Source organism: Streptomyces sp. 8L (assembly GCF_020176795.1).
Classification (GTDB): Bacteria; Actinomycetota; Actinomycetes; order Streptomycetales; family Streptomycetaceae; genus Streptomyces.
The window spans coordinates 1-19,425 of the sequence record NZ_JAIUKE010000010.1 but is presented as its reverse complement, the minus strand read 5'-3'; the positions used below and the strand labels follow the sequence as shown (position 1 = coordinate 19,425).

The following is a 19,425-nucleotide window of genomic DNA, read 5'->3' as shown; positions in this document are numbered from 1 at the left end:
CCGCGGCCGGGGGGGGGCGGGCGGGCCCCCGGCCGCGGGGGCGGCCCCCCCCCCCCCCCCCCCCCCCCCCCCCCCCCCCCCCCCCCCCCGCCACGAACATGCCGCAGGCTCTCTCCCTTTCACCTCAGCCGGAGGGAGCGGAGTGTGATCAGTGGTAGCGGACCTCCAGGGGGCGGTGGACGGACTGGCCGGGGGCGGTGACCGTCAGGGTGGCGCGGTCGGCGTTCCAGCTCCAACTGCTGGACGGGAGGGGCTTGCCGTTGACGGTGACGGACCTCGGCGCGTGGGCGTTCATGAAGGTGACGGTCCACGAGCGGCTGGTCCGCCGGCCCTTGAAGGAGCCCGCCTCGGGGCCGATCCGTAGTGTGGAGTCCGGCCCGGTCGCGGAGTAGGTGATGGCGGTGGTCGCACTCTGCCGCGCGTCGGTGGTCGTGCCGTTGTCCTCGTAGAGAGAGGTCGAGCCGGACGCGCCCTGGGCCACCGTGACCGTCGCCTTGTCGAGCGGGTGCTGAACATCATTGGCCACGTTGTCCGTTCGCGTGGTCATGATGCCGCCGGACTTGACGAAGACGGGCATGGAGTTCAGATCAGTGGTGATCCGGTGGGTCGTGCCGCCCCGGTAGGTCCGTCCGGTGAAGTAGTCGGTCCAGGTGCTGCCCGGCGGGAACCAGACCGAGGTGGTCGCGGACGTGCCCGGAGTCGTGACGGGGGCGACCAGGACGTCAGGGCCGTAGAAGTACTCGCTGCCTGCGACCGCGTAGGCCTCCTGGCTCTCCGGGTACTGCAGATACGTGGGCCGCACCACCGGAACACCGGTGCGCCGGGCCTGCTGTGAGAGGGAGTAGGTGTAGGGGACGAGGTCCTCGCGCAGGTTCAGGAACTTCTCCGCGGACGTGTCCGCGGCGGGGCCGTACTGCCAGGGCAGGCGGTCGCTGTGGTTTCCGTGGAGACGGTCGACGGGCTGGAACGTGCCGAACTGGACCCAGCGTGCGTACAGGTCGTCGGGCAGTCTGGTGCTGCCGGGCTCCGCGCCCTTCGCCTGCGTGCCGTCGTTGTTGAAGCCGCCGATGTCATGGGTCACGTTGGACAGGCCGGTCGACGCCGACTCGCCCGGCGTGTACCCCACTTCGTACTGGAGTGTGGCCCAACTCGACGTGCTGTCACCGGTGAAGTGCGCGGTGGTCCGCTTGTCGGCCCAGGGCCCTGTGGGCAGACCGGTGGGGTTGTAGTTGCCCTGCGGCAGGGCGCCGAAGGCGCGGGAGAAGGCGAAGGCGCGCTGCCCTTTGCCGGACTGGTCGTTGACGTACTGCTGGTTGATCCACGCGTCGGGCGTGACGCCCTTCAGTGTCGATGTGGAGGAGTCGCAGCACCAGTCGAGCCACCACACGTCCGCGCCCTGCCGCTCCATCGTGCTGTGCAGGTCGAAGTAGGCCTTGAGCTGGTCGGGGTCGCCCCAGTCGAAGGTGTAGGTGTTGTTGCCGCTGTCGGTCAGCGCGCCCTTGGCGGTGGCCTGCGCCTGGGCGAACTGCGGGTCGTCGCCCGCGATGCTCGGGTGGATGTTGAGCGAGTTGTGCAGTCCCTGTCGCGCGGACCAGTCGAAGAACCCCTTCGGGTCGGGGAACTTGGCGGGGTCCATCTCCCAGCCGTTCCAGGTGCCGGGCGACTTGAAGTCCGTGTCGGTCACCAGCACGTCCAGGGGGACCCCGTCGGCACGGAACTTCGGCACGATGGTCTTCTCGATGTCGGCGGCGCTGTGGTCGTAGTACTCGGAGTACCAGACGCCGTAAGCCCAGCGGGGCAGCAGGGTGGACGGTCCGGTGAGGGTGGCGAGGTCGGACAGGCCCTGCTGGTAGTCGTGCCCGTAGCCGAACACGTATCCGTCCTGGTACGCGCCGCCGCCGTGGCCGGGCCGTGCGGTGACCTTCTGTGTGCTGTTGTCGAAGAGGGCGGAGGAGGTGTCGTCCAGGAGCATCCAGCCGTCCTGGTAGAGCAGTCCGGGTGTCGTCGGGGCCTCACCGTTCACACCGTCGAGGCTGCGGCGGTAGCCCCCCAGCGGGGCGTGGGCGGAGAGAACCGGCGCGTTCCGCGCGGTCACCGCCGCCGTGTCCAGATTGATCCGGCAGCCGTCGGCCTCCGGGCACCCGACGCCGATGTCGTTCGCACCTGCCGTGAGGTGGACCGGAACGGTGGCCGTCCGCCACGAGTCCCAGTCGCTGGTGGCGGGCAGGGCGGCCGTCGTGGACGACGTCCCCGCCGTGACCGAGACGGAGCGGTCGGCGGCGCTCGCGTCCCCGCTGGAGTAGCGCAACTGCAAGGTGTAGGAACCGGTCCTGGGGACCTTCACCACATGCAGTGTGTCGCGGGCGGCCGTCGATTCGAGACCGGCCACGAAGCCGTGGGCCGAGTAGCCGCTGTGGTCGGCAGCCAGGGTGGCGCCGCCGTCGAGCCGCCCCGACTCCGCCTCGCAGACCGTGCCGAAGGGGCAGTCGGTGGCCGTGGCGGCGACGGGGTCGGGATAGGGGGAGCCTGGGGTCAGGATGGCAACGTTGTCAAGATTGACATTGCCGGAGTTGCCCGATGTGCGGGCGAAGGTGACGGTGTGCGTGCCCGCCGTCAGGTCGAGCGTGGTGGAGGCGACGGCCCAGGTGTTCCAGTCCGCCGTCTTCGGCAGGGTGAGGGTCTTACCCGTTCCGCCGTCCGCGGAGACGCTGAGCGTGCGGTCGCCGTTCACACCGTCGCCGCCGGTGCTGTTCGCGTAGCGGGCGGCGACCGTGTACGCGCCGTCCTGCGGCACGGTGACGGACAGGCTCAGGGAGTTGCCCACGGCGGTGAAGCCGGCGGCGAACCCGGTGCCGGTGTAACCGGTGTGGTCCATGGCGGTGGCGACGCCGTCCAGGGTCTGGTCCTCGGCCTCGCAGCGCGTACCGACGGCGCAGACGGGGGCAGTCGGCCAGGGGGCCGCGGTGACCGCCTGCCGGCCGGCGTTCTGGGTCACGGTGAGGTTGTCACCGCTGAACTTCCCGGAACCCACCTTGTACGTGAGGGTCAGCGCACTGGTCCGAATGGTCAGCCGGCCGTCGTGGGTCGAAGTGGTGTAGTGGGCAGGGGCGAACGCGTCCCGGCCGATGGCGTTGAAGGTGGCGGCGTCGACGAACTTCTTGTCCCCGGCGTACTCGGTGCGGACAAGGGTCGGTGACAGCACCTCGAAGCGGGCGTCGCCGGAGGTGACCACCGCGTGGGGACCGGCGCCGTGGCCGGAGGCCGCCCGCGAGGGGCCGGCGGCCCCCAGGGCCACCAGCACGCCCGCGGAGACGGCCGCCGCGACGAGCCGGCGCCATTTTCTTCGTACTGCGTGAGCCATAGAACCCTGCTCTCCTCTGTGCCTGCCGGAGCGGCCGCGGTCGTCGCCGACTCGTCCTGTGGGCCGGCCGGCCGCTCCGAGACGTGGGGGCGGGGGGCGCGGGCGCCGCCGGTGGCGGTACCCGGTGGCGCGGGCCGGCGCGCCGGGCCGGCGCGCTGTCCTCGCCATCCTGGCCCTCCCCCGTACGCCGTCCCGCGAGAATGTGGGGCGTACTTACCATGGCCACGTCACTTCATCACGTCAACAGGCCGCGGGCGTTGAGTCGCTGTCCGCCGCAGGAGGCGAGAAGCGCGTCCGGGGCCTGCGCGGCGGGTCGGCGCGCGGCACGGATACCGTCCGCCGGCACGGGCTCGGGGACGGACCGCCGGGGCACAGCACCAGAAGGGACGTGCCACTATGGCGGACGTGCCGCACATAGAGATCAACGGGCTCGACGCCAGCGCCGAGGAGATACACCGGGTCGCGACCAGGAACCACGGTCACTTCACCTCGATGCAGGTCAGGGGCGGGGCGGTCCGGGGCCTCGAACTCCATCTGAGGCGGCTGGAGACGGCCTCGCGCGAGCTCTTCGGCGCCGTCGAGAGCGACGGCGCCCGGGTCCGGGCGCTGATAGGCCACGCCCTTCGCGACGTGCGCGACGCGTCGGTCCGGGTGAGCGTCGTCTCCCGGGCGGGGGCACCGGCCTCGGCCGATGTCATGGTGGCGGTCTCCGATCCCGTGTCCGATGTGCCGAAACCGGCCCTGCGTGTGCGCACCGTCACGTACGAACGGGAGTTGCCGCACCTCAAACACCTGGCGACGCTGGGGCTCATCCACCACCGGCTGCTGGCCCAGCGGGCGGGATTCGACGACGTCCTGTTCCTCGGCAGGGACGGGTACGTCCGCGAGGGGTCCATCTGGAACGTCGCGTTCTGGGACGGGGAACGGGTTCTGTGGCCCGAGGCCGAGGTGCTGCCCGGCATCACCATGCTGCTGCTGCGAAGCGCGCTGGACAAGATCGGGGTGCCGTGGTCGACGCGTCGCCTGACCGCTGATGCCCTTCCTTCCCTGAGGGCCGCCGCCGCCACGTACTCGCACTGCCCGGCGCAACCGCTCGCGAGCATCGACGACACCGCTTTCACCGGCGACGACGGGGAGTTGGCCGCCGCGTTGAACACGGCCTGGGCCGAGGTCCCCTGGGACTCCGTCGGAGCGGTGTCCGACTGACCGCGGGCAGGCGGGGCCGGGGAACAGGCTGCCCGGCCCGGGGCCAGGGAGCGCCCGGCACGATCGGGCCGGAGCCCCGGAGCCGTCCACGCAGCGGCGCCGTGGCGGCGGTCCCACCAGGACCGGCGAAATAGAAGCCGCTCACGGCCCGTTACGCGAAGGCGACCGTACGATCACCGGCGATACGGTCACCGACGAGAGGACAGAGCTCGTGGCCGAGCACCGTCAGGCGCACCTGAACGCCTTCCTGACCTTGAGCGGTTACCACGAGGGCGCGTGGCGGGTGCAGGACGGGGGCGACCCTCTCGCGGCGGCTTCGGTGCACGCGCTCGTAGCGTCGGCGGCCGTGGCGGAACGGGGGCTGCTCGACTCGGTGTTCCTCGCCGACGCCCCGTTCCTGCCGGTCTTCCGCGCGGCCCACTTCCCCCAGATCCGCTACGACCCGGTCAGCGTACTGGCGGCCCTGAGCATGACCACCCGGCACATCGGGCTCATCGCCACGGCGTCCACCACCTACAACAGCCCCTACGAGCTGGCGCGACGGCTGCTGACCGTCGACCACCTCTCGCACGGCCGGGCCGGCTGGAACATCGTGACGACCGTTCAGGACGCGGTGGCGAAGAACTTCGGCCACGAGGAGCATCCCGAGCACGACGACCGCTACGCACGGGCGACGGAGTTCGTGGAGGTGGCCTGGAAGCTCTGGGACGGCTGGGAGCCCGGCGCGCTCGTCGGCGACCGGGCCAGTGGTACGTGGGCCGACGTCACGCGCATCCATCCGGCCGAACATCACGGGGCTCACTACGCCGTCGCGGGGGCGCTGCCGGTGCCGCGCTCGCCGCAGGAGCGGCCGGTGCTCGCCCAGGCCGGCTCGTCCCCGGCCGGGATCGACCTGGCCGCACGCGTCGCCGACCTGGTGTTCACCCCGCAGCCCACCCTTGAGGCGGGCCAGGACTTCCGGAAGCGTCTGCACGCGGCGGCGGCCCGCTACGGACGTTCGAGCGGAAGCCTGCTGGTCCTGCCGGGCCTGTCCTTCGTGCTCGGCGGTACGCAGGCGGAGGCGACGGCGCGCCGCCGCGAGCTGGAGGACAGCGTCGCCCCCGAGCTGCGCTGGCGCAATCTGGCCTTCAACGCCGGTATCGACCAGTCGCTGGTCGACCCGTCCGAGCCATTGAGCGAGCGGGCCGCCGCGACGGCCGGGAGTTCGAGCTTCGCCCGGGTCATCGTGGAGCGGGCGCTCGGCAGCGGTCTGCCGTTCGAGCAGGTGGCCCGCGAGATGCCCGGCCTGCCCGGCGGGCTTGAGTTCACCGGCACCCCCGAGCAACTGGCCGACCTGATCGTGCGGTGGGTGGACGCCGGGGCAAGCGACGGCTTCACCCTTCAGCCGGACACCGTCCCCGGCGCGCTGGAGGCCTTCGTCGACCATGTGGTCCCGATCCTCCAGGCCCGCGGGGTGCACCGCAGGCAGTACACGGAGTCCACGTTGCGGGGGAACCTGGGGATCGGACCCGCCCCGGCCGCCTTCCCGGCGGAGCGCGCCTGAGCAGCGGGCCAGGAGCGTTCATCGTCGGCCCCGGACTGCTCTGTCCGGCCGGCCCGGCTCAGCGGCCCGGGCCGCTGAGCGGCACAACGCCCGCCCGACGGACCGGGTGAACGGCGCACGCCGAGTGGATGGCGCACACCGGGCGGGTGGCGCGCGCCGGGGCGGTGCCTCGCCGGTCGGGTGGCGGACGGACCCGCGATGGTTCCTCACCCGGCGGAACCGCCCTCCGCCCCGTAGCCGTGCAGGAAGGCGTCCACGCCGCGGGCCACCGAAGCGGCGACCTCCTTCGGGGCGGGCGACGCGCTGCCGTACGGGCGGAGGGTGATCTCCGAGGAGACCAGGGCGACGAAGTGCAGCGCCGCGGTCGACGGGTCGCCGATCCGCAGGTGTCCGGCCGCGGCCATCGCGGCCAGCCGGTCCGCGACCTCACGCTGCACGCGCCTCGGCCCCGCCTGCTGCCAGGTGTCGATGACGGCGGGCGGGAAGTGCCCCGCCTCCGCCTTGATCTGCCGGACCATCGCGAAGTGCTCGGGGAAATGGGTGCGTTGACCGACGTGCGCGAGCCCGAGGGCGATCAGATCCCCCCTCGGGTCCGCGCCCTTGACCGCTTCGCGCGCCCGCTCCGCGAACGCGTCGGCGACCTGTCCCGCGCTCTCGTGCACGACGTCGGAGAACAGCGCTTCCTTGCCCTCGAAGTGGTTGTAGATGGTGCGGGTGGAGACTCCCGCCTCCGCGGCGATCGCCTCGATGCTGGTGCGGGCGTAGCCCTCCCTGCCGAAGACGGTCCGGGCGCCGCGCGTGATCGCACGGCGCTTCCCGGCCCTGCCGGTCCTGGCACCCTCGCTGGCCGCGCCGCTCGGTGACGTACTCACGGGGTCCTCCCTCTCGCTCCATGGCGACCGTTGCCCACATTGCCATGCACGTTGTACTTTACTTCTACCGGTTCGACCGCGCCCGCACGACCGGCAGGGGATGCCGGCATGCGCACCGGCACCACCGCCATCGGCACCTTACGCAGCGTTCGCGGCGCGGGCCCCGGCTGCCAGGCGGCGGCGACGTCCCGGCAGTCCGGCCCCCGGCGTCCCGCCGAAAGGCCTTCAGCGCAGGAACAGTTGACCCCAGGAGCGGAAACCATGGGCAGTACGGTCGTGATCGTGGGCGGCGGCTACGGCGGAGCCGCGCTCGCCAAGGAGCTCGACGCGGACCTCGATGTCGTCCTGATCGATCCCAAGGACAGCTTCGTGCACGCCGTGGCGGCGCTGCGCGGTCTCGTCGACGAGCAGTGGGCGGACCGGATGTACTTCGACTTCGCCGGCCTGCTGACGCGCGGGCGCCATGTGCGCGACCGGGTCGTGTCGGTCGACGCGCACGGCGTCACGACGAGCGGCGGGGAGCGCGTCGAGGCGGACTACGTCGTGCTGGCGAGCGGTTCGTCCTACCCCTACCCGGCCAAACCGGACGTGGACGACACGGCTGCGGCCATTGCGCGCCAAGCGGTGACGCGCGGGCAACTGGCCGCGTCCCGCTCGGTCCTGCTGGTGGGGGCGGGTCCGGTGGGGCTCGAACTCGCCGGTGAGATCACCGACCGGTGGCCGGGCAAGAAGGTCGCCGTGGTCGATGTCAACGACGACATCCTCGGCGGGCAGTACCTGCCCGCGCTCCGCGCCGCGCTGCGTGAGCAGCTCGCCGCGCGCGGAGTCACCCTCGTCCTCGGAAGTGCCCTGACCGCTCCGCCCCCGGCTGAGCCCGGCATACGGCGGCCGTTCGCCGTGAGCACGGCGGACGGGCGGCGGATCGAGGCCGACATCTGGTTCCGGTGCCACGGTGTGGTGCCCGCCAGCGGGTACCTGTCGGGTGAACTGGCGCGGGCTCGCGGGGCGAACGGCTTCGTGGAGGTGGACGACTTCCTCCGGGTGGCGGGCGCGCGGCGGGTCTTCGCGATCGGCGACATCACCGCCGTACCCGAACCCAAGCGCTCCAAGGCGGCGTCCGAGCACGCCGTGGTGGTGGCCGCCAACATCCGTGCGCTGGCCGCGGGCAGTAAACCCGGGACGGTCTATCGCCCGGGACCGCCCGCGGTCCTCGTCCCCCTGGGCGCGGCGGGCGGCGCCTCCCAAGTGCCGGGCCCCGAGGGGCCGGTCGTGCTCGACGCCGCGGCCACCGCCCGGTACAAGAGCGGAGACCTCCTCGTGGGCCGCTACGCAGGACTCTTCGGTGTGCCCCCTCGGGGCGGCTGAACCGGCCGGCCCGGTGAGGGGGTGACGCACTCCCGCTACAGGGGGGCGGACGCTGATGCCGCGGTACCGGGCCGCCGTCCGACGACGCCGGTGCAGCGGTGCCGGCCCGCCGTCCGGTCAGTCGCGGGCGAGGAGTTCAAGCGTGTCGATCACACGGTTCGAGAAGCCCCACTCGTTGTCGTACCAGGCGACCACCTTGACATGGCGGCCGTCGACGCGGGTGAGGGCCGAATCGAAGATCGCCGATGCCGGGTTGCCCGTGATGTCCGAGGATACGAGCGCGTCGTCCGAGTACTCGAGGACGCCGGTGAGCGGCCCGTCCGCGGCGGCGCGGTACGCCGCCAGCACGTCGTCGCGCGTGACGTCGCGCTCGACGGTGGTGTTGAGTTCGACGATCGAGCCGACCGGAACCGGCACCCGGATCGAGTCGCCCGACAGCCTGCCGTCCAGGTTGGGCAGCACACGGCCGATCGCCTTGGCGGCGCCCGTCGTGGTCGGCACGATGTTGACGGCGGCGGCGCGGGCGCGGCGGGGGTCGCGGTGCGGACCGTCCTGCAGGTTCTGCTCCTGCGTGTACGCGTGCACCGTCGTCATGAAACCGTGCTCGATGCCGGCGAGCTGGTCGAGCACCGCGGCCAGCGGTGCGAGCGCGTTGGTCGTGCAGGAGGCGTTCGAGACGATGGTGTGCGCCGCCGGGTCGTACGCCTCGGTGTTGACGCCGTACGCGATCGTGACGTCGGCGCCGTCCGAGGGCGCGCTGACGAGCACCTTCCGCGCGCCCGCTTCGAGGTGTGCGCGGGCCGCGGTGGCGGAGGTGAAGCGGCCCGTCGACTCCAGTACGAGGCCGACGCCGAGCTCGGACCACGGCAGCCGCGCCGGATCGCGCTCGGCGAGCACCTTGACGCGCTGGTTGCCGACGACGAGTGTGTCGCCTTCGACGGTCACCGGGCGGCCGAGCCTGCCCGCCGTGGAGTCGTAGGCGAGGAGGCGCGCGAGGGCGGCGGGCTCCGTGAGGTCGTTGACGGCGACGACCTCCAGGCCGCTGTCGCGTTCCAGGAGCGCGCGCAGCACATTGCGTCCGATGCGGCCGAATCCGTTGATGGCGATGCGAGTCATGAGTGGTGTCCCTTCGGTTCACGACCAGGTTCGCGCGCGGCGTTCCCGGGTGACAGCGGCGTGAGCGCCAGGGTTCAAAAGGATCACGCCACGCGGTGACGGGCTACTCGCCGCGGCCGAAGGTGCGCCGGTACTCGCTCGGTGTGGTGCCGAGGATGCGCTGGAAGTGCAGCCGCAGATTCGCGCCGGTGCCGAGGCCGACGCGTGCGGAGATCTGCTCGACGCTCAGCTCTGAGCGCTCCAGCAGCTCGCGGGCGACGTCGACGCGTGCGCGCATCACCCACTGCATCGGTGTGTAGCCGGTGTCCTCGACGAAGCGCCGCGAGAAGGTGCGCGGCGCCACCGCCGCCTGCCGGGCGAGCACCTCAAGGGTGAGCGGTTCACCCAGCCGGCGGAGCGCCCACTCCCGCGTGCCGGCGAAGCGTTCGCCCAGCGGCTCGGGCACGCTGCGCGGCACGTACTGCGCCTGGCCGCCGCTGCGGTACGGGGCGGCGACCAGGCGCCGGGCGGCATGGTTCGACGCGGCCACCCCGAGGTCGCGGCGCAGGATGTGCAGGCACAGGTCGATGCCGGAGGCGGCGCCCGCGGAGGTGAGCACGTCGCCCTCGTCGACGAACAGGACGTTCTCGTCGACCCGGACCAGCGGATGCCTCGCCGCGAGCGCCCGCGTGTAGTGCCAGTGTGTCGTGGCGCGCTTGCCGTTGAGCAGCCCCGTGGCCGCGAGCGCGAAGGCGCCCGTGGAGATGGCGGCGAGCCGCGCGCCGCCTTCGTGGGCGGCGACCAGTGCGTCGACGACCGCCTCCGGCGGGTCGTCGCGGTCGGGGAAGCGGTATCCGGGGATGAAGACGACGTCGGCCCACGCGAGGGCGTCGAGGCCGTGGGCGACGTGGTACGACAGGCCGTCGCCGCCCGCCACGAGACCGGGTGCGGCGCCGCACACCCGTACCTCGTACGGCATGCTCGCCCGGGTCGTGAAGACCTGTGCGGGAATCCCGACGTCGAGCGGCTTCGCACCCTCCAGCACGAGGACGGCGACGCGGTGCAGGCGGGAGTGCGACACGGGGGATCACGCTACACGCGGGCACGGGCGGTGCGCGGGCGCGGCCGTGCCCATGCCCAGGCACCGCTCTGCCACCGGGGCGCACACTCCGGTGGCGGAGGGCGCGCGCTCCGGCCGCCGTCGGCGCGAGAAGCGCTCGGGTACCTCCCGTGCTGTACTGGCCAGGTGGACCGAAAGCACCCCTTCGCGTCGGTGACGCACGCCGGACGGCCAGGTGAGGCGCCCTCCGACGCCGTGCGCGACCGCGCCGACGCGATGCGCACCAGGGTCCGGCTCATGATCGAGATCACGGCCCGGGCCGGCGCCTACCGCAAGGGTCTGATGCAGGCGGCCGAGCGCCTCAGCGCCGAGGAAGCGGTCATCATCGCCGATCTGGAGCACAACGGGCTGCAGGTTCCGCAACTGCACGACGTGCTGTGCGGCGGCCATGTGCTGGTGGACGATCCGGGGCTGTACGAGGACTGGCGGTTCGCCAGGGTCAGCCATCCGCGCGTGTCCAGCCACCACCGCGACATCGACAAGAAGCGCTATCCCGATATCGGCATGCGCGGCCATGTGGTGCGCGAGAAGCTGCACGGGCGCACGCGACAGGGCACCTGGGTGCAGCTGGAGAAGACCCCGGCCGCCTTCGGCGGGAGCAAGCTGCCGAGCCTGAGCGATTTCCGGCACCTCATGGACTACGTGGTGTACCGGGTCACCCGCAGCAACGTCGGCCCCTGGGGCCTGTCCCGGATGACGGAGCGCCGCCCGATGTACCTGTCGCCGAACCTGGCCCTGCCCACGTCCCTGACCCCGCCGGTCGCGCGATCGCTGACCCGGGCGCTGCGCCGGATCGAGAAGGACGACGACGTCACCGCCGTCTCCCACGACCTGGCGGTCCGCTTCCCGCCCCCGGACCGGGCGGATCTGACGGGTGAGCTCGGCCAGACCCTGTACGGCAGGGCCGGGCGGGGCCTGTTCGGCAGCTCCGAGGTGTGGGTCACCGAGACGCCGTCGCGCAGCGCCGCCGCGGTTCTCAGCGAGCACGCCGAGCCGCCCTCGCTGGGAACGCTGCTGGCGGGAGGCCCGGCGTGAGCGGCGACCGGAGCGACGGCCGGGACGAGGTCCCGCCGCCGTCTCCGGACTCGCCCGGCTCCGGCGAGGCTGCGGTGCCGGAGGGGCTGGTCTCGGCCGTGGTGAACCTGGTGAACACCGGGCCTGTGCTGCTCGGTGCCTACACCATCGCCGAACTCACCGCCGTGGACGCCATCGTGGACTTCCTGGAGGCCAGGCCGTCGGACGACGTACTCGCCGAGGCCGTACGTTCCTTGACGGCGCGTCAGCTCCTCGTGGCGGGTTCCACGGCGGAGCAGGTCAAGGTACGGGGCGACCTCGGCATCGCGGTGGCGTTCCAGCAGCGGGCCCGCAGCGTCCTCGACGCCCGCACGACGGGCACGGTCCCCGGCGAGCCGTGGCGAATCTTGCTGCTCCCCCAGCCCGAGCACATCTGCATGATGGTCCGCATCGACGCGCTCGGCGTCCACCAGCTCGGCCTGTACAAGCTCGACGAGGGCCTCGACGCGCTCACCGACTGGCTGCCCCGGGGCCCGGCTGCGGACCCCGATCCGGCGAAGGACATCGATGCGCTGCTGGGCGCCGCGGAGCGGTCCGCCCTCGTGACCGTCACGCACTACACCGCCCAGGGGTCCGCCGAGATCGCCGGCGAGAGCACCGACCTGGTCCTCGCCCGCCACGACGGACGGCTGCACGCACTCTCCCGCGACCCGGACGACAGGGAGCGGCTGGTCCAGGTCCGCGCGGAGGGCAAGGACGGCGTACGCGAGAGGCTCGTAGGACTGCTGACGTAGCGGTCGGCGTTCGCGGAACGCCGCCGCGGAGAGCGTCGCGGACGCGGTCGGCGTCCCCGGGCGGGGTCCGTACCGCCCTACTCGCCGCCGTCCTCCCGCCCGAGGGCCGCGGCCTCCCGGCGCAGCGCCTCGCCGGCCGCGGCCGCCGCGACGGACGGCGCGGGGGCGGTGACGGCCACGGCGGACCTGCCGAGCCACGAGGGATCGTCCACCGCGACGGTGCGTACACCGGCCGGCACGGAAGCGGCCGCAAGGGACGGCAGCACGGTGATCCCGAGTCCCGCGGCGACCAGACCGAGACGGGTGGGCCATTCGCGGGCGGCGTGGGCGATGCGCGGGCTGTCCAGCGTGGGCCACGCGCCGAACTGAGGATCGCCGCGCAGGCCCTTGCCCGCGATCCACCACTCCCCCGCCAGCTCGGCGACGCCGACACTGTCCCGGCCGGCGAACCGGTGGGGGGGGGGCGCCCCGGCGCCCCCCCCCCCGCCCCCCCCCCCCCCCCCCCCCGCGCCAGCCGTACGCGGCGCAGCCCCGCCATGTCGTAGGCGGGCAGGTCCGCGCCCACGCCGATCACGGCGACATCGATCCGGTGCGCCCTGAGCTGGCGCAGCTGCGTGGGCGAGGACCCCTCCACGAGGTCGACGACGACGCCCGGGTGCTCTCCGCGCAGCCGCGCGATCGCCCGGGGTACGAGCACGGCCGCCGCGGCGGGGAACGCGGCCACGGTCACCCGCCCGCTGAGGTCGTCCCGCAGCCCGCCGATGTCCCGCCCGGCCGCCTCGACCTCCGTCAGCACGGTCGCGGCGCGCCGGGCGAGCAGCCGGCCGGCGGGAGAGGGGCTCACCCCGCGGGCGCCCCGCACGAACAGTGCCGCGCCCGCCGCCGCCTCCATGGCCGCGACCTGGCGGGACACGGCCGACTGCGTGTATCCGAGCACGTCCGCCGCCGCCGTGAACGACCCCGTCTCCGCCACGGCGGCGACCACGCGCAGGCCGGTCAGCGTGAAGTCGCCCATGCGGCCAGCCTATCAACGAGCCATGCGGAGACGACATGTCTCCTGTGCGTGATCATCGCTGGTGGAATGGGTCGCCGGGCGGCACGGTGGAGGAGTCGGACAGCAGCGGACAGGCACAGGAGGCCTCGGCCATGGGCAAGACGTGGTTCATTACGGGAACATCGCGCGGCTTCGGCCGCGAGTGGGCGCACGCGGCGCTGGAGCGTGGCGACCGGGTGGCCGCGACGGCCAGGGACGTGGACCGGCTGGCGGAGCTGGCCGACCGCTACGGGGACGCGGTCCTGCCGATCGCGCTGGACGTCACCGACCGGGAGGCCGTGCGCGACGCGGTGGCCCGCGCCCGCGACCGCTTCGGCCGCCTGGACATCGCGGTCAACAACGCCGGGTACGGCCACTTCGGCATGGCGGAGGAAGTGACGGAGGACGAGCTCAGGGCCCAGATGGAGACGAACTTCTTCGGTGCCGTATGGGTCACCCAGGCCGTCCTGCCGGTGATGCGGGCCCAGCGCGGGGGCCATATCCTCCAGGTCACGAGCGAGGGCGGGGTGCGGGCCTTCCCGGGGATCGGCGCCTACCACGCCTCCAAGTGGGCTCTGGAAGGGCTGTCGGAGTCGTTGGCGCAAGAGGTCGCCGCCTTCGGCGTCCACGTCACCAATGTCGAGCCCGGCCCCTACGCGACGGACTGGCTGGAGCGGGGCGCCCGTCACAGCGCGCCCCATCCCGGGTACGCCGAGGTCCACGAGGCCACGCGGCCGGAGTTCGTGGTCGGGGACCCGCGCGCGACCCGCGAGGCGATCCTGAAGGTCGTGGACGCGCCCCGGCCGCCCCTGCGGGTCCTGCTCGGCAGGTCGTTTCCCGACATCGCGGAGCTCTACGAGGAGCGCCTGCGCACCTGGCGCGAGTGGCAGACGGTCTCTGTCGCCGCGTTCGGCTGAGCGGCCGGGCGCGCTTCCCCGGACCGGCCGTGGAACGGACAGGCGGCGGCGGGAACGGGCCAGGGCCGGAGCCGCGGGGAGGGGCCATCGCCCCTCCGGCGCCGGGCGGGCCCTGTCAGGTGCGCGGGAGGGGCGCCCAGCCGCTGAGGGCGAAGTCTCCGCCCGCTCGCCGGACTTCGGCCGCCCCGTGACCGGGGAAGTGGGCGGGGACGACGAGGGCGTTGGTGTCGGCGGCCTGGCCGAGGACGCGGCGCCTGGTGGCGGCCGCCCGGGCGGGGTCGTCGCAGAAGCAGCTGTTGCAGTCGGGCCGCAGAATCTGCACCGGACTGTGCACGATGTCGCCGACGAAGACGGCGCGGTCGGTTCCCGACGCGAGGTGGAGCACCGAGGACCCCGGGGTGTGCCCAGGCGCGGCACGCAGGACGAGATCGCGGTCGACGCGGTACGTGTCCTCCCACAGGACCGCCTGGCCGGCCCGGTGGACGGGCGCGACGCTGTCGTTGAAGACCAGCTCGCTGCCCTGCCAGCGGCGCCGTTCGTTCTCGTCCCGGGGCGGACGGCCCCGGCCCGGCCCCTGGGGGTCGAAGTAGAGGTTGTCCGCTCGCGGGATCAGATAGGCGGCGTTGGGGAACGTCGGTACCCAGGCTCCGTCCTGGAGGCGGGTGTTCCAGCCGACGTGGTCGTAGTGGACATGGGTGTTGACGACCACGTCGACATCCTCGGGGCGCACGCCCGCCTCGGCGAGCCGGTCGAGGAACGTGGTCCGCAGGTGCGCGAACTGCGGGATCTGGGGCCGGTCGCGGTCGTTGCCGACGCCCGTGTCGACCAGGATGGTCCGTCCCTGGCTGCGCAGTACCCAGGTCTGGACGGCGGCCAGGTAGGCATCGTCCTCGGGGCGCCAGAAGTCGGGCGCGAGCCAGGACCGGTTCTCCTGCCACAGGGCCGGATCGACGCCGGGAACGATGGAGCGGGCGGTGGAGACCGGGCCGTGCAGCTCCACGACCCTGGTGATCTCCACCTCCCCGAGGGTGATGCTGTCGGCGCTCATGCGGGGGCCTTCCGTGGTGCGGGGGGCTCGTGCCCTCGTACCGCGGGAAGGACACGCTGTCTGCGGTTCTGGCACCAAGGCTACGGAGCACCTCTGCGTCGATGAATGCTTTGCTCGCGCACTTTCATGCTTCATATGCTCAAACAGGTGCCAGACATAGAATCCTGATCCGGACATAGAATCCCGATATGGACGTGCTCAGCGATGCGATCGCCACGATGCGTACCGGCACGCCCTCGCTGAGCCGGGCGCGGGTGGGCCGTGGAGGGTGGCGGTTCGAGCCGTACGAGGGCACCGGCTTCCACATCGTGCTCGACGGCCGCTGCTGGCTGCTGCCGGAGAGCGGTGAGCCGCTGGCGCTCGGGGCCGGGGACGTGGTGCTCGTTCCCCGAGGCCGAGCCCACGCGCTGGCCTTCGGCGACGCCGAGCCGCCCTCGCCGGGGCAGGTCCTGTCGTTCGACGTGTGGAGCGGTGCCCCCGAGGGGCGGGCACCGGCCCCCTCCGACACGACGACCTCGGTGCTGTGCGGCAAGTACCTGAGCGACGGGTCCCGCGCCCATCCGCTCCTGCGGGAGCTGCCCGACGTTCTCCGGGTGACCGCGGGCATGGGGCGGCACGACGGTCTGCGCGCGGCGGTGGACCTCCTGGCCCGGGAGCTCGCGACTCCGAGGACCGGCGGGCAGTCCCTGGTGACGGGCCTGCTGGACGCCGTGTTCGTCTATCTGCTGCGCGCCTGGCTCGACGAGCGCCCCGCGAGCGCGCCCGGCACCGGCTGGCGACGCGCTCTGACCGACCCGGTCTGCACCGCCGTCCTGGACGCCCTGCACGGCGATCCGGCCTTCCCCTGGACGCTCGAAGGGCTCAGCCGCCTCGCCGGGGTCTCGCGCGCCACGCTGTCGCGGCGCTTCGCCGCGCTCGCGGGACAGTCCCCCATGGCGTATCTCGCCTGGTGGCGCATGGTGATCGCGGCCCGCCTGCTGAGCACGTCGGACGCCCCGCTCAGCGAGGTCGCGGCCCGGGTGGGGTACGGCTCCCCCTTCGCGTTCTCGCACGCCTTCACCAGGGAGTTCGGCCGGCCGCCCACCCGGTTCCGCCGGGCGTCGGGGCGCCCCTGACCCGCCGGGTCCCGGTGCCCACCGAGTCCGCCCCGCGAGGGTCCGGGCGTTTTCGTTCCGCCCTGCGGCCGGGTGTGTGCGCGGCCGGTCTCTCCCTCTACAGTGGTGGTGCGACTGGTTTGCCCTGTCCGCCAGGCAGGGCGTCGTAAGAGGGAACCCGGTGGGAATCCGGGACTGCCCCGCAGCGGTGAGTGGGAACGACCGCCGTCATCAGCACTGGGCCCGCAGGGTCTGGGAAGCGACGGCCAGTAGGTGTCTCGTGACAGTACGTACGAGGCGGGCCCGCGAGTCCGAAGACCTGCCCGCCGCCCGCACGCGACCGATCGCGTGCGGAGATCCCGGTGACCTCGTGGGCGGGTCGGCGCGCATATCGAGCGGAAGACGCGGCCTCAGCGCGTCGCGGACCGCCCGGTAGACCGTCCCTTCGCGTCCACGGTCCCGTCCCCGGGATCTCGAGGACACATCTCGCGAAGGAGAGTCTCCGTGACAACCAAGCCCGCAGCCGCGGCAGCACGGGCCACCGTGTACGGCTACCCCCGACAGGGGCACAACCGTGAACTGAAGAAGGCCATCGAGGGCTACTGGAAGGGCCGCGTCGACGCCGGCACCCTCCGGGAGACCGCCGCGGGCCTGCGCCGTTCGAACTGGCAGGAGCTGGCCGAGGCCGGCATCCACGAGGTGCCGACCGGTGACTTCTCGTACTACGACCACGTCCTGGACACCAGCGTCATGGTCGGTGCCGTCCCCGAACGGCACCGCGCGGCGGTCCGCGCCGACGCCCTGGACGGCTACTTCGCGATGGCGCGCGGCACCCAGGACGTCGCGCCGCTGGAAATGACCAAGTGGTTCGACACGAACTACCACTACCTGGTGCCGGAGCTCGGCCCCGACACCGTCTTCACCGCGGATTCCGGCAAGCAGGTCGCCGAGCTGAAGGAAGCGCTCGCGCTCGGACACACCGCGCGCCCGGTCCTGGTCGGTCCCGTCACCTATCTGCTGCTGGCGAAGCCCGCCCCGGGCGTGGCCGCCGGCTTCAACCCGCTGACCCTGCTGGACCGGCTCCTCCCGGTGTACGCGGAGGTGCTCGCGGACCTGCGGGCGGCCGGCGCCGCATGGGTACAGCTCGACGAGCCCGCGCTGGTCCAGGACCGCACCCCGGCCGAGCTGAACACCGTGGCCCGCGCCTACCGCGACCTGGGAGCGGCGGCCGACCGGCCGAAACTGCTGATCGCCTCCTACTTCGGCCGGCTGGGCGAGGCGCTGCCCGTCCTCGCGAAGTCGCCCGTGGAGGGCCTCGCCGTCGACTTCACCGAGACGGGCGGCGCCAACCTCGACGACCTCGCCGCCGTGGGCGGCCTGCCCGGCAAGCGGCTGGTCGCGGGGGTCGTCAACGGGCGCAACATCTGGATCAACGACTACGAGAAGTCCCTCGCCACCCTCGGCACGCTCCTCGGCCTGGCCGACCGGGTGGACGTCGCCGCCTCCTGCTCGCTCCTGCACGTGCCGCTGGACGCGACCGCCGAGCGTGAGATCGACCAGCGGGTCGCCCGCTGGCTCGCCTTCGCCCGGCAGAAGACCCGGGAGATCTCCGTCCTGGCGCGCGGCCTCGCCGAGGGCACCGGGGCCATCACGGCCGAGCTCGCGGCGAACCGCGCCGACCTCGCCTCCCGGGCCGGTTCCGCGCTGACCCGCGATCCCGCGGTGCGCGCCCGTACCGCGGCCGTCACCGACGCCGACGGACGCCGCTCGCAACCGTACGCGCGGCGGACAGCCGCCCAGCGCGCCCACCTCGCGCTGCCGCCGCTGCCGACGACGACCATCGGCTCCTTCCCGCAGACCGCCGAACTGCGCACCGCGCGGGCCGACTTGCGCGCCCGGAGGATCGACGCCGCCGGGTACGAGGAGCGGATCAAGGACGAGATCCGCGAGGTCCTCTCCTTCCAGGAGAAGGCCGGGCTCGACGTCCTGGTCCACGGCGAGCCCGAACGCAACGACATGGTGCAGTACTTCGCCGAGCAGCTCACCGGCTACCTCGCCACCCAGCACGGCTGGGTGCAGTCCTACGGCACCCGCTATGTGCGCCCGCCCGTGCTGGCCGGCGACATCTCCCGCCCCGAGCCGATGACGGTGCGGTGGACCACGTACGCGCAGTCGCTCACCGAGCGGCCCGTCAAGGGCATGCTGACCGGCCCCGTCACCATGCTGGCCTGGTCCTTCGTCCGCGACGACCAGCCGCTCGGCGACACCGCGCGCCAGGTCGCGCTGGCCCTGCGCGACGAGGTGGACGACCTGGAGAGCGCGGGGACCTCCGTCATCCAGGTCGACGAACCCGCCCTGCGGGAGACGCTGCCGCTGCGTGCCGCCGACCGCCCCGCCTATCTGGACTGGGCCACCGAGTCCTTCCGCCTGACGACCGGCGGCGTACGCCCGGACACCCAGATCCACACCCACATGTGCTACGCGGAGTTCGGCGACATCGTCCAGGCCATCGACGACCTCGACGCGGACGTCATCAGCCTGGAGGCCGCCCGCTCGCACATGCAGGTGGCGGGCGAACTCGCGGCGCACGGCTACCCCCGCGAGGCGGGTCCCGGCGTGTACGACATCCACTCCCCGCGGGTCCCGAGCGCGGAGGAGACGGCGGCCCTCCTGCGTACGGGGCTTGAGGCCATTCCGGCCGAGCGGCTCTGGGTCAACCCCGACTGCGGCCTGAAGACCCGCGGCTGGCCGGAGACCCGGGCCTCGCTGGAGAACCTTGTCGCCGCCGCCCGGGAGATCCGCGCCGAACTGGCGGCCGAAGGCTCCTGACCCGTCCGGTCGCGGGGGGGGGGGGGGGGGGGGGGGGGGGGGGGGGGGGGGGGGGGGCCCGCGGGGGCGGGGGGGGGCGCGGCCCCCCCGGGGCCCGGGGGGGGGGGGGGCCGCGGGCCCCCCGGGGGCCGGGG

Annotated in this window: 14 protein-coding genes, 1 pseudogene and 1 riboswitch; of the genes and pseudogenes, 8 read left to right on the top strand and 7 right to left on the bottom strand. The window is 73.1% G+C overall.

Going from position 1 to position 19,425, the window contains the following annotated elements; translation table 11 throughout:
* Positions 1-148: 148 nt before the first annotated feature.
* A complete protein-coding gene (locus tag LCE31_RS01325; protein WP_225012049.1) occupies positions 149-3,361 on the bottom strand; it encodes a TIM-barrel domain-containing protein in 3,213 nt (1,070 codons plus the stop codon).
* 405 nt (positions 3,362-3,766) lie between these two features.
* Here LCE31_RS01325 and LCE31_RS01320 point away from each other — a divergent pair, with 405 nt between their 5' ends.
* A complete protein-coding gene (locus LCE31_RS01320; RefSeq protein ID WP_308042164.1) occupies positions 3,767-4,567 on the top strand; it encodes an aminotransferase class IV in 801 nt (266 codons plus the stop codon).
* Between the two features lie 211 nt (positions 4,568-4,778).
* Positions 4,779-6,110: an NtaA/DmoA family FMN-dependent monooxygenase gene (locus tag LCE31_RS01315; protein WP_225012047.1), complete on the top strand. Its 1,332-nt coding sequence runs from the start codon at positions 4,779-4,781 to the stop codon at positions 6,108-6,110.
* Between the two features lie 206 nt (positions 6,111-6,316).
* Here LCE31_RS01315 and LCE31_RS40730 read toward each other — a convergent pair whose 3' ends face one another.
* Entirely contained in the window at positions 6,317-6,982 is a 666-nt protein-coding gene (locus LCE31_RS40730; protein ID WP_225012046.1) for a TetR/AcrR family transcriptional regulator, read from the bottom strand.
* A 261-nt stretch (positions 6,983-7,243) separates the two neighbouring features.
* Here LCE31_RS40730 and LCE31_RS01305 point away from each other — a divergent pair, with 261 nt between their 5' ends.
* Positions 7,244-8,347 (top strand): NAD(P)/FAD-dependent oxidoreductase, encoded by a 1,104-nt coding sequence (locus LCE31_RS01305; RefSeq protein WP_225012045.1) that lies wholly within the window; start codon positions 7,244-7,246, stop codon positions 8,345-8,347.
* Between the two features lie 117 nt (positions 8,348-8,464).
* Here LCE31_RS01305 and gap read toward each other — a convergent pair whose 3' ends face one another.
* Positions 8,465-9,463: a type I glyceraldehyde-3-phosphate dehydrogenase gene (gene gap / locus LCE31_RS01300; RefSeq protein ID WP_225012044.1), complete on the bottom strand. Its 999-nt coding sequence runs from the start codon at positions 9,461-9,463 to the stop codon at positions 8,465-8,467.
* 103 nt (positions 9,464-9,566) lie between these two features.
* Positions 9,567-10,523, bottom strand: a complete 957-nt coding sequence (locus tag LCE31_RS01295) for a GlxA family transcriptional regulator (RefSeq protein ID WP_225012043.1) — start codon at positions 10,521-10,523, stop codon at positions 9,567-9,569.
* 165 nt (positions 10,524-10,688) lie between these two features.
* Here LCE31_RS01295 and LCE31_RS01290 point away from each other — a divergent pair, with 165 nt between their 5' ends.
* Complete coding sequence (locus tag LCE31_RS01290; RefSeq protein WP_225012042.1) at positions 10,689-11,597, top strand: hypothetical protein; 909 nt, start codon at positions 10,689-10,691, stop codon at positions 11,595-11,597.
* Positions 11,594-12,370: a hypothetical protein gene (locus LCE31_RS01285; RefSeq protein ID WP_225012041.1), complete on the top strand. Its 777-nt coding sequence runs from the start codon at positions 11,594-11,596 to the stop codon at positions 12,368-12,370. Before LCE31_RS01290 ends, LCE31_RS01285 begins: the two co-directional genes overlap by 4 nt.
* Positions 12,371-12,447: 77 nt before the next feature.
* Here LCE31_RS01285 and LCE31_RS40245 read toward each other — a convergent pair whose 3' ends face one another.
* Positions 12,448-12,786, bottom strand: coding sequence for a hypothetical protein (locus LCE31_RS40245; protein WP_263631273.1), 339 nt, complete (start codon positions 12,784-12,786; stop codon positions 12,448-12,450).
* Positions 12,787-12,974: 188 nt separating this feature from the next.
* Positions 12,975-13,385, bottom strand: a pseudogene (locus LCE31_RS40240) (LysR family transcriptional regulator); the annotation flags it as partial.
* A gap of 131 nt (positions 13,386-13,516) precedes the next feature.
* Here LCE31_RS40240 and LCE31_RS01275 point away from each other — a divergent pair.
* The gene (locus tag LCE31_RS01275; RefSeq protein ID WP_225012050.1) at positions 13,517-14,320 is read left to right on the top strand and encodes an SDR family NAD(P)-dependent oxidoreductase; all 804 of its coding nucleotides are present in this window, start codon (positions 13,517-13,519) and stop codon (positions 14,318-14,320) included.
* Positions 14,321-14,435: 115 nt separating this feature from the next.
* Here the strand turns inward: LCE31_RS01275 and LCE31_RS01270 are convergent, their stop codons facing one another.
* Entirely contained in the window at positions 14,436-15,368 is a 933-nt protein-coding gene (locus LCE31_RS01270; protein WP_225012040.1) for an MBL fold metallo-hydrolase, read from the bottom strand.
* A gap of 188 nt (positions 15,369-15,556) precedes the next feature.
* Between LCE31_RS01270 and LCE31_RS01265 the strand changes: the two genes are divergently transcribed.
* Both LCE31_RS01265 and metE read left to right on the top strand, forming a co-directional pair.
* Positions 15,557-16,483, top strand: a complete 927-nt coding sequence (locus LCE31_RS01265) for an AraC family transcriptional regulator (protein WP_225012039.1) — start codon at positions 15,557-15,559, stop codon at positions 16,481-16,483.
* 98 nt (positions 16,484-16,581) lie between these two features.
* A riboswitch (cobalamin riboswitch) is annotated at positions 16,582-16,803 on the top strand.
* 163 nt (positions 16,804-16,966) lie between these two features.
* Entirely contained in the window at positions 16,967-19,291 is a 2,325-nt protein-coding gene (metE, locus tag LCE31_RS01260) for a 5-methyltetrahydropteroyltriglutamate--homocysteine S-methyltransferase (protein ID WP_225012038.1), read from the top strand.
* The last annotated feature ends 134 nt before the right edge of the window (positions 19,292-19,425 follow it).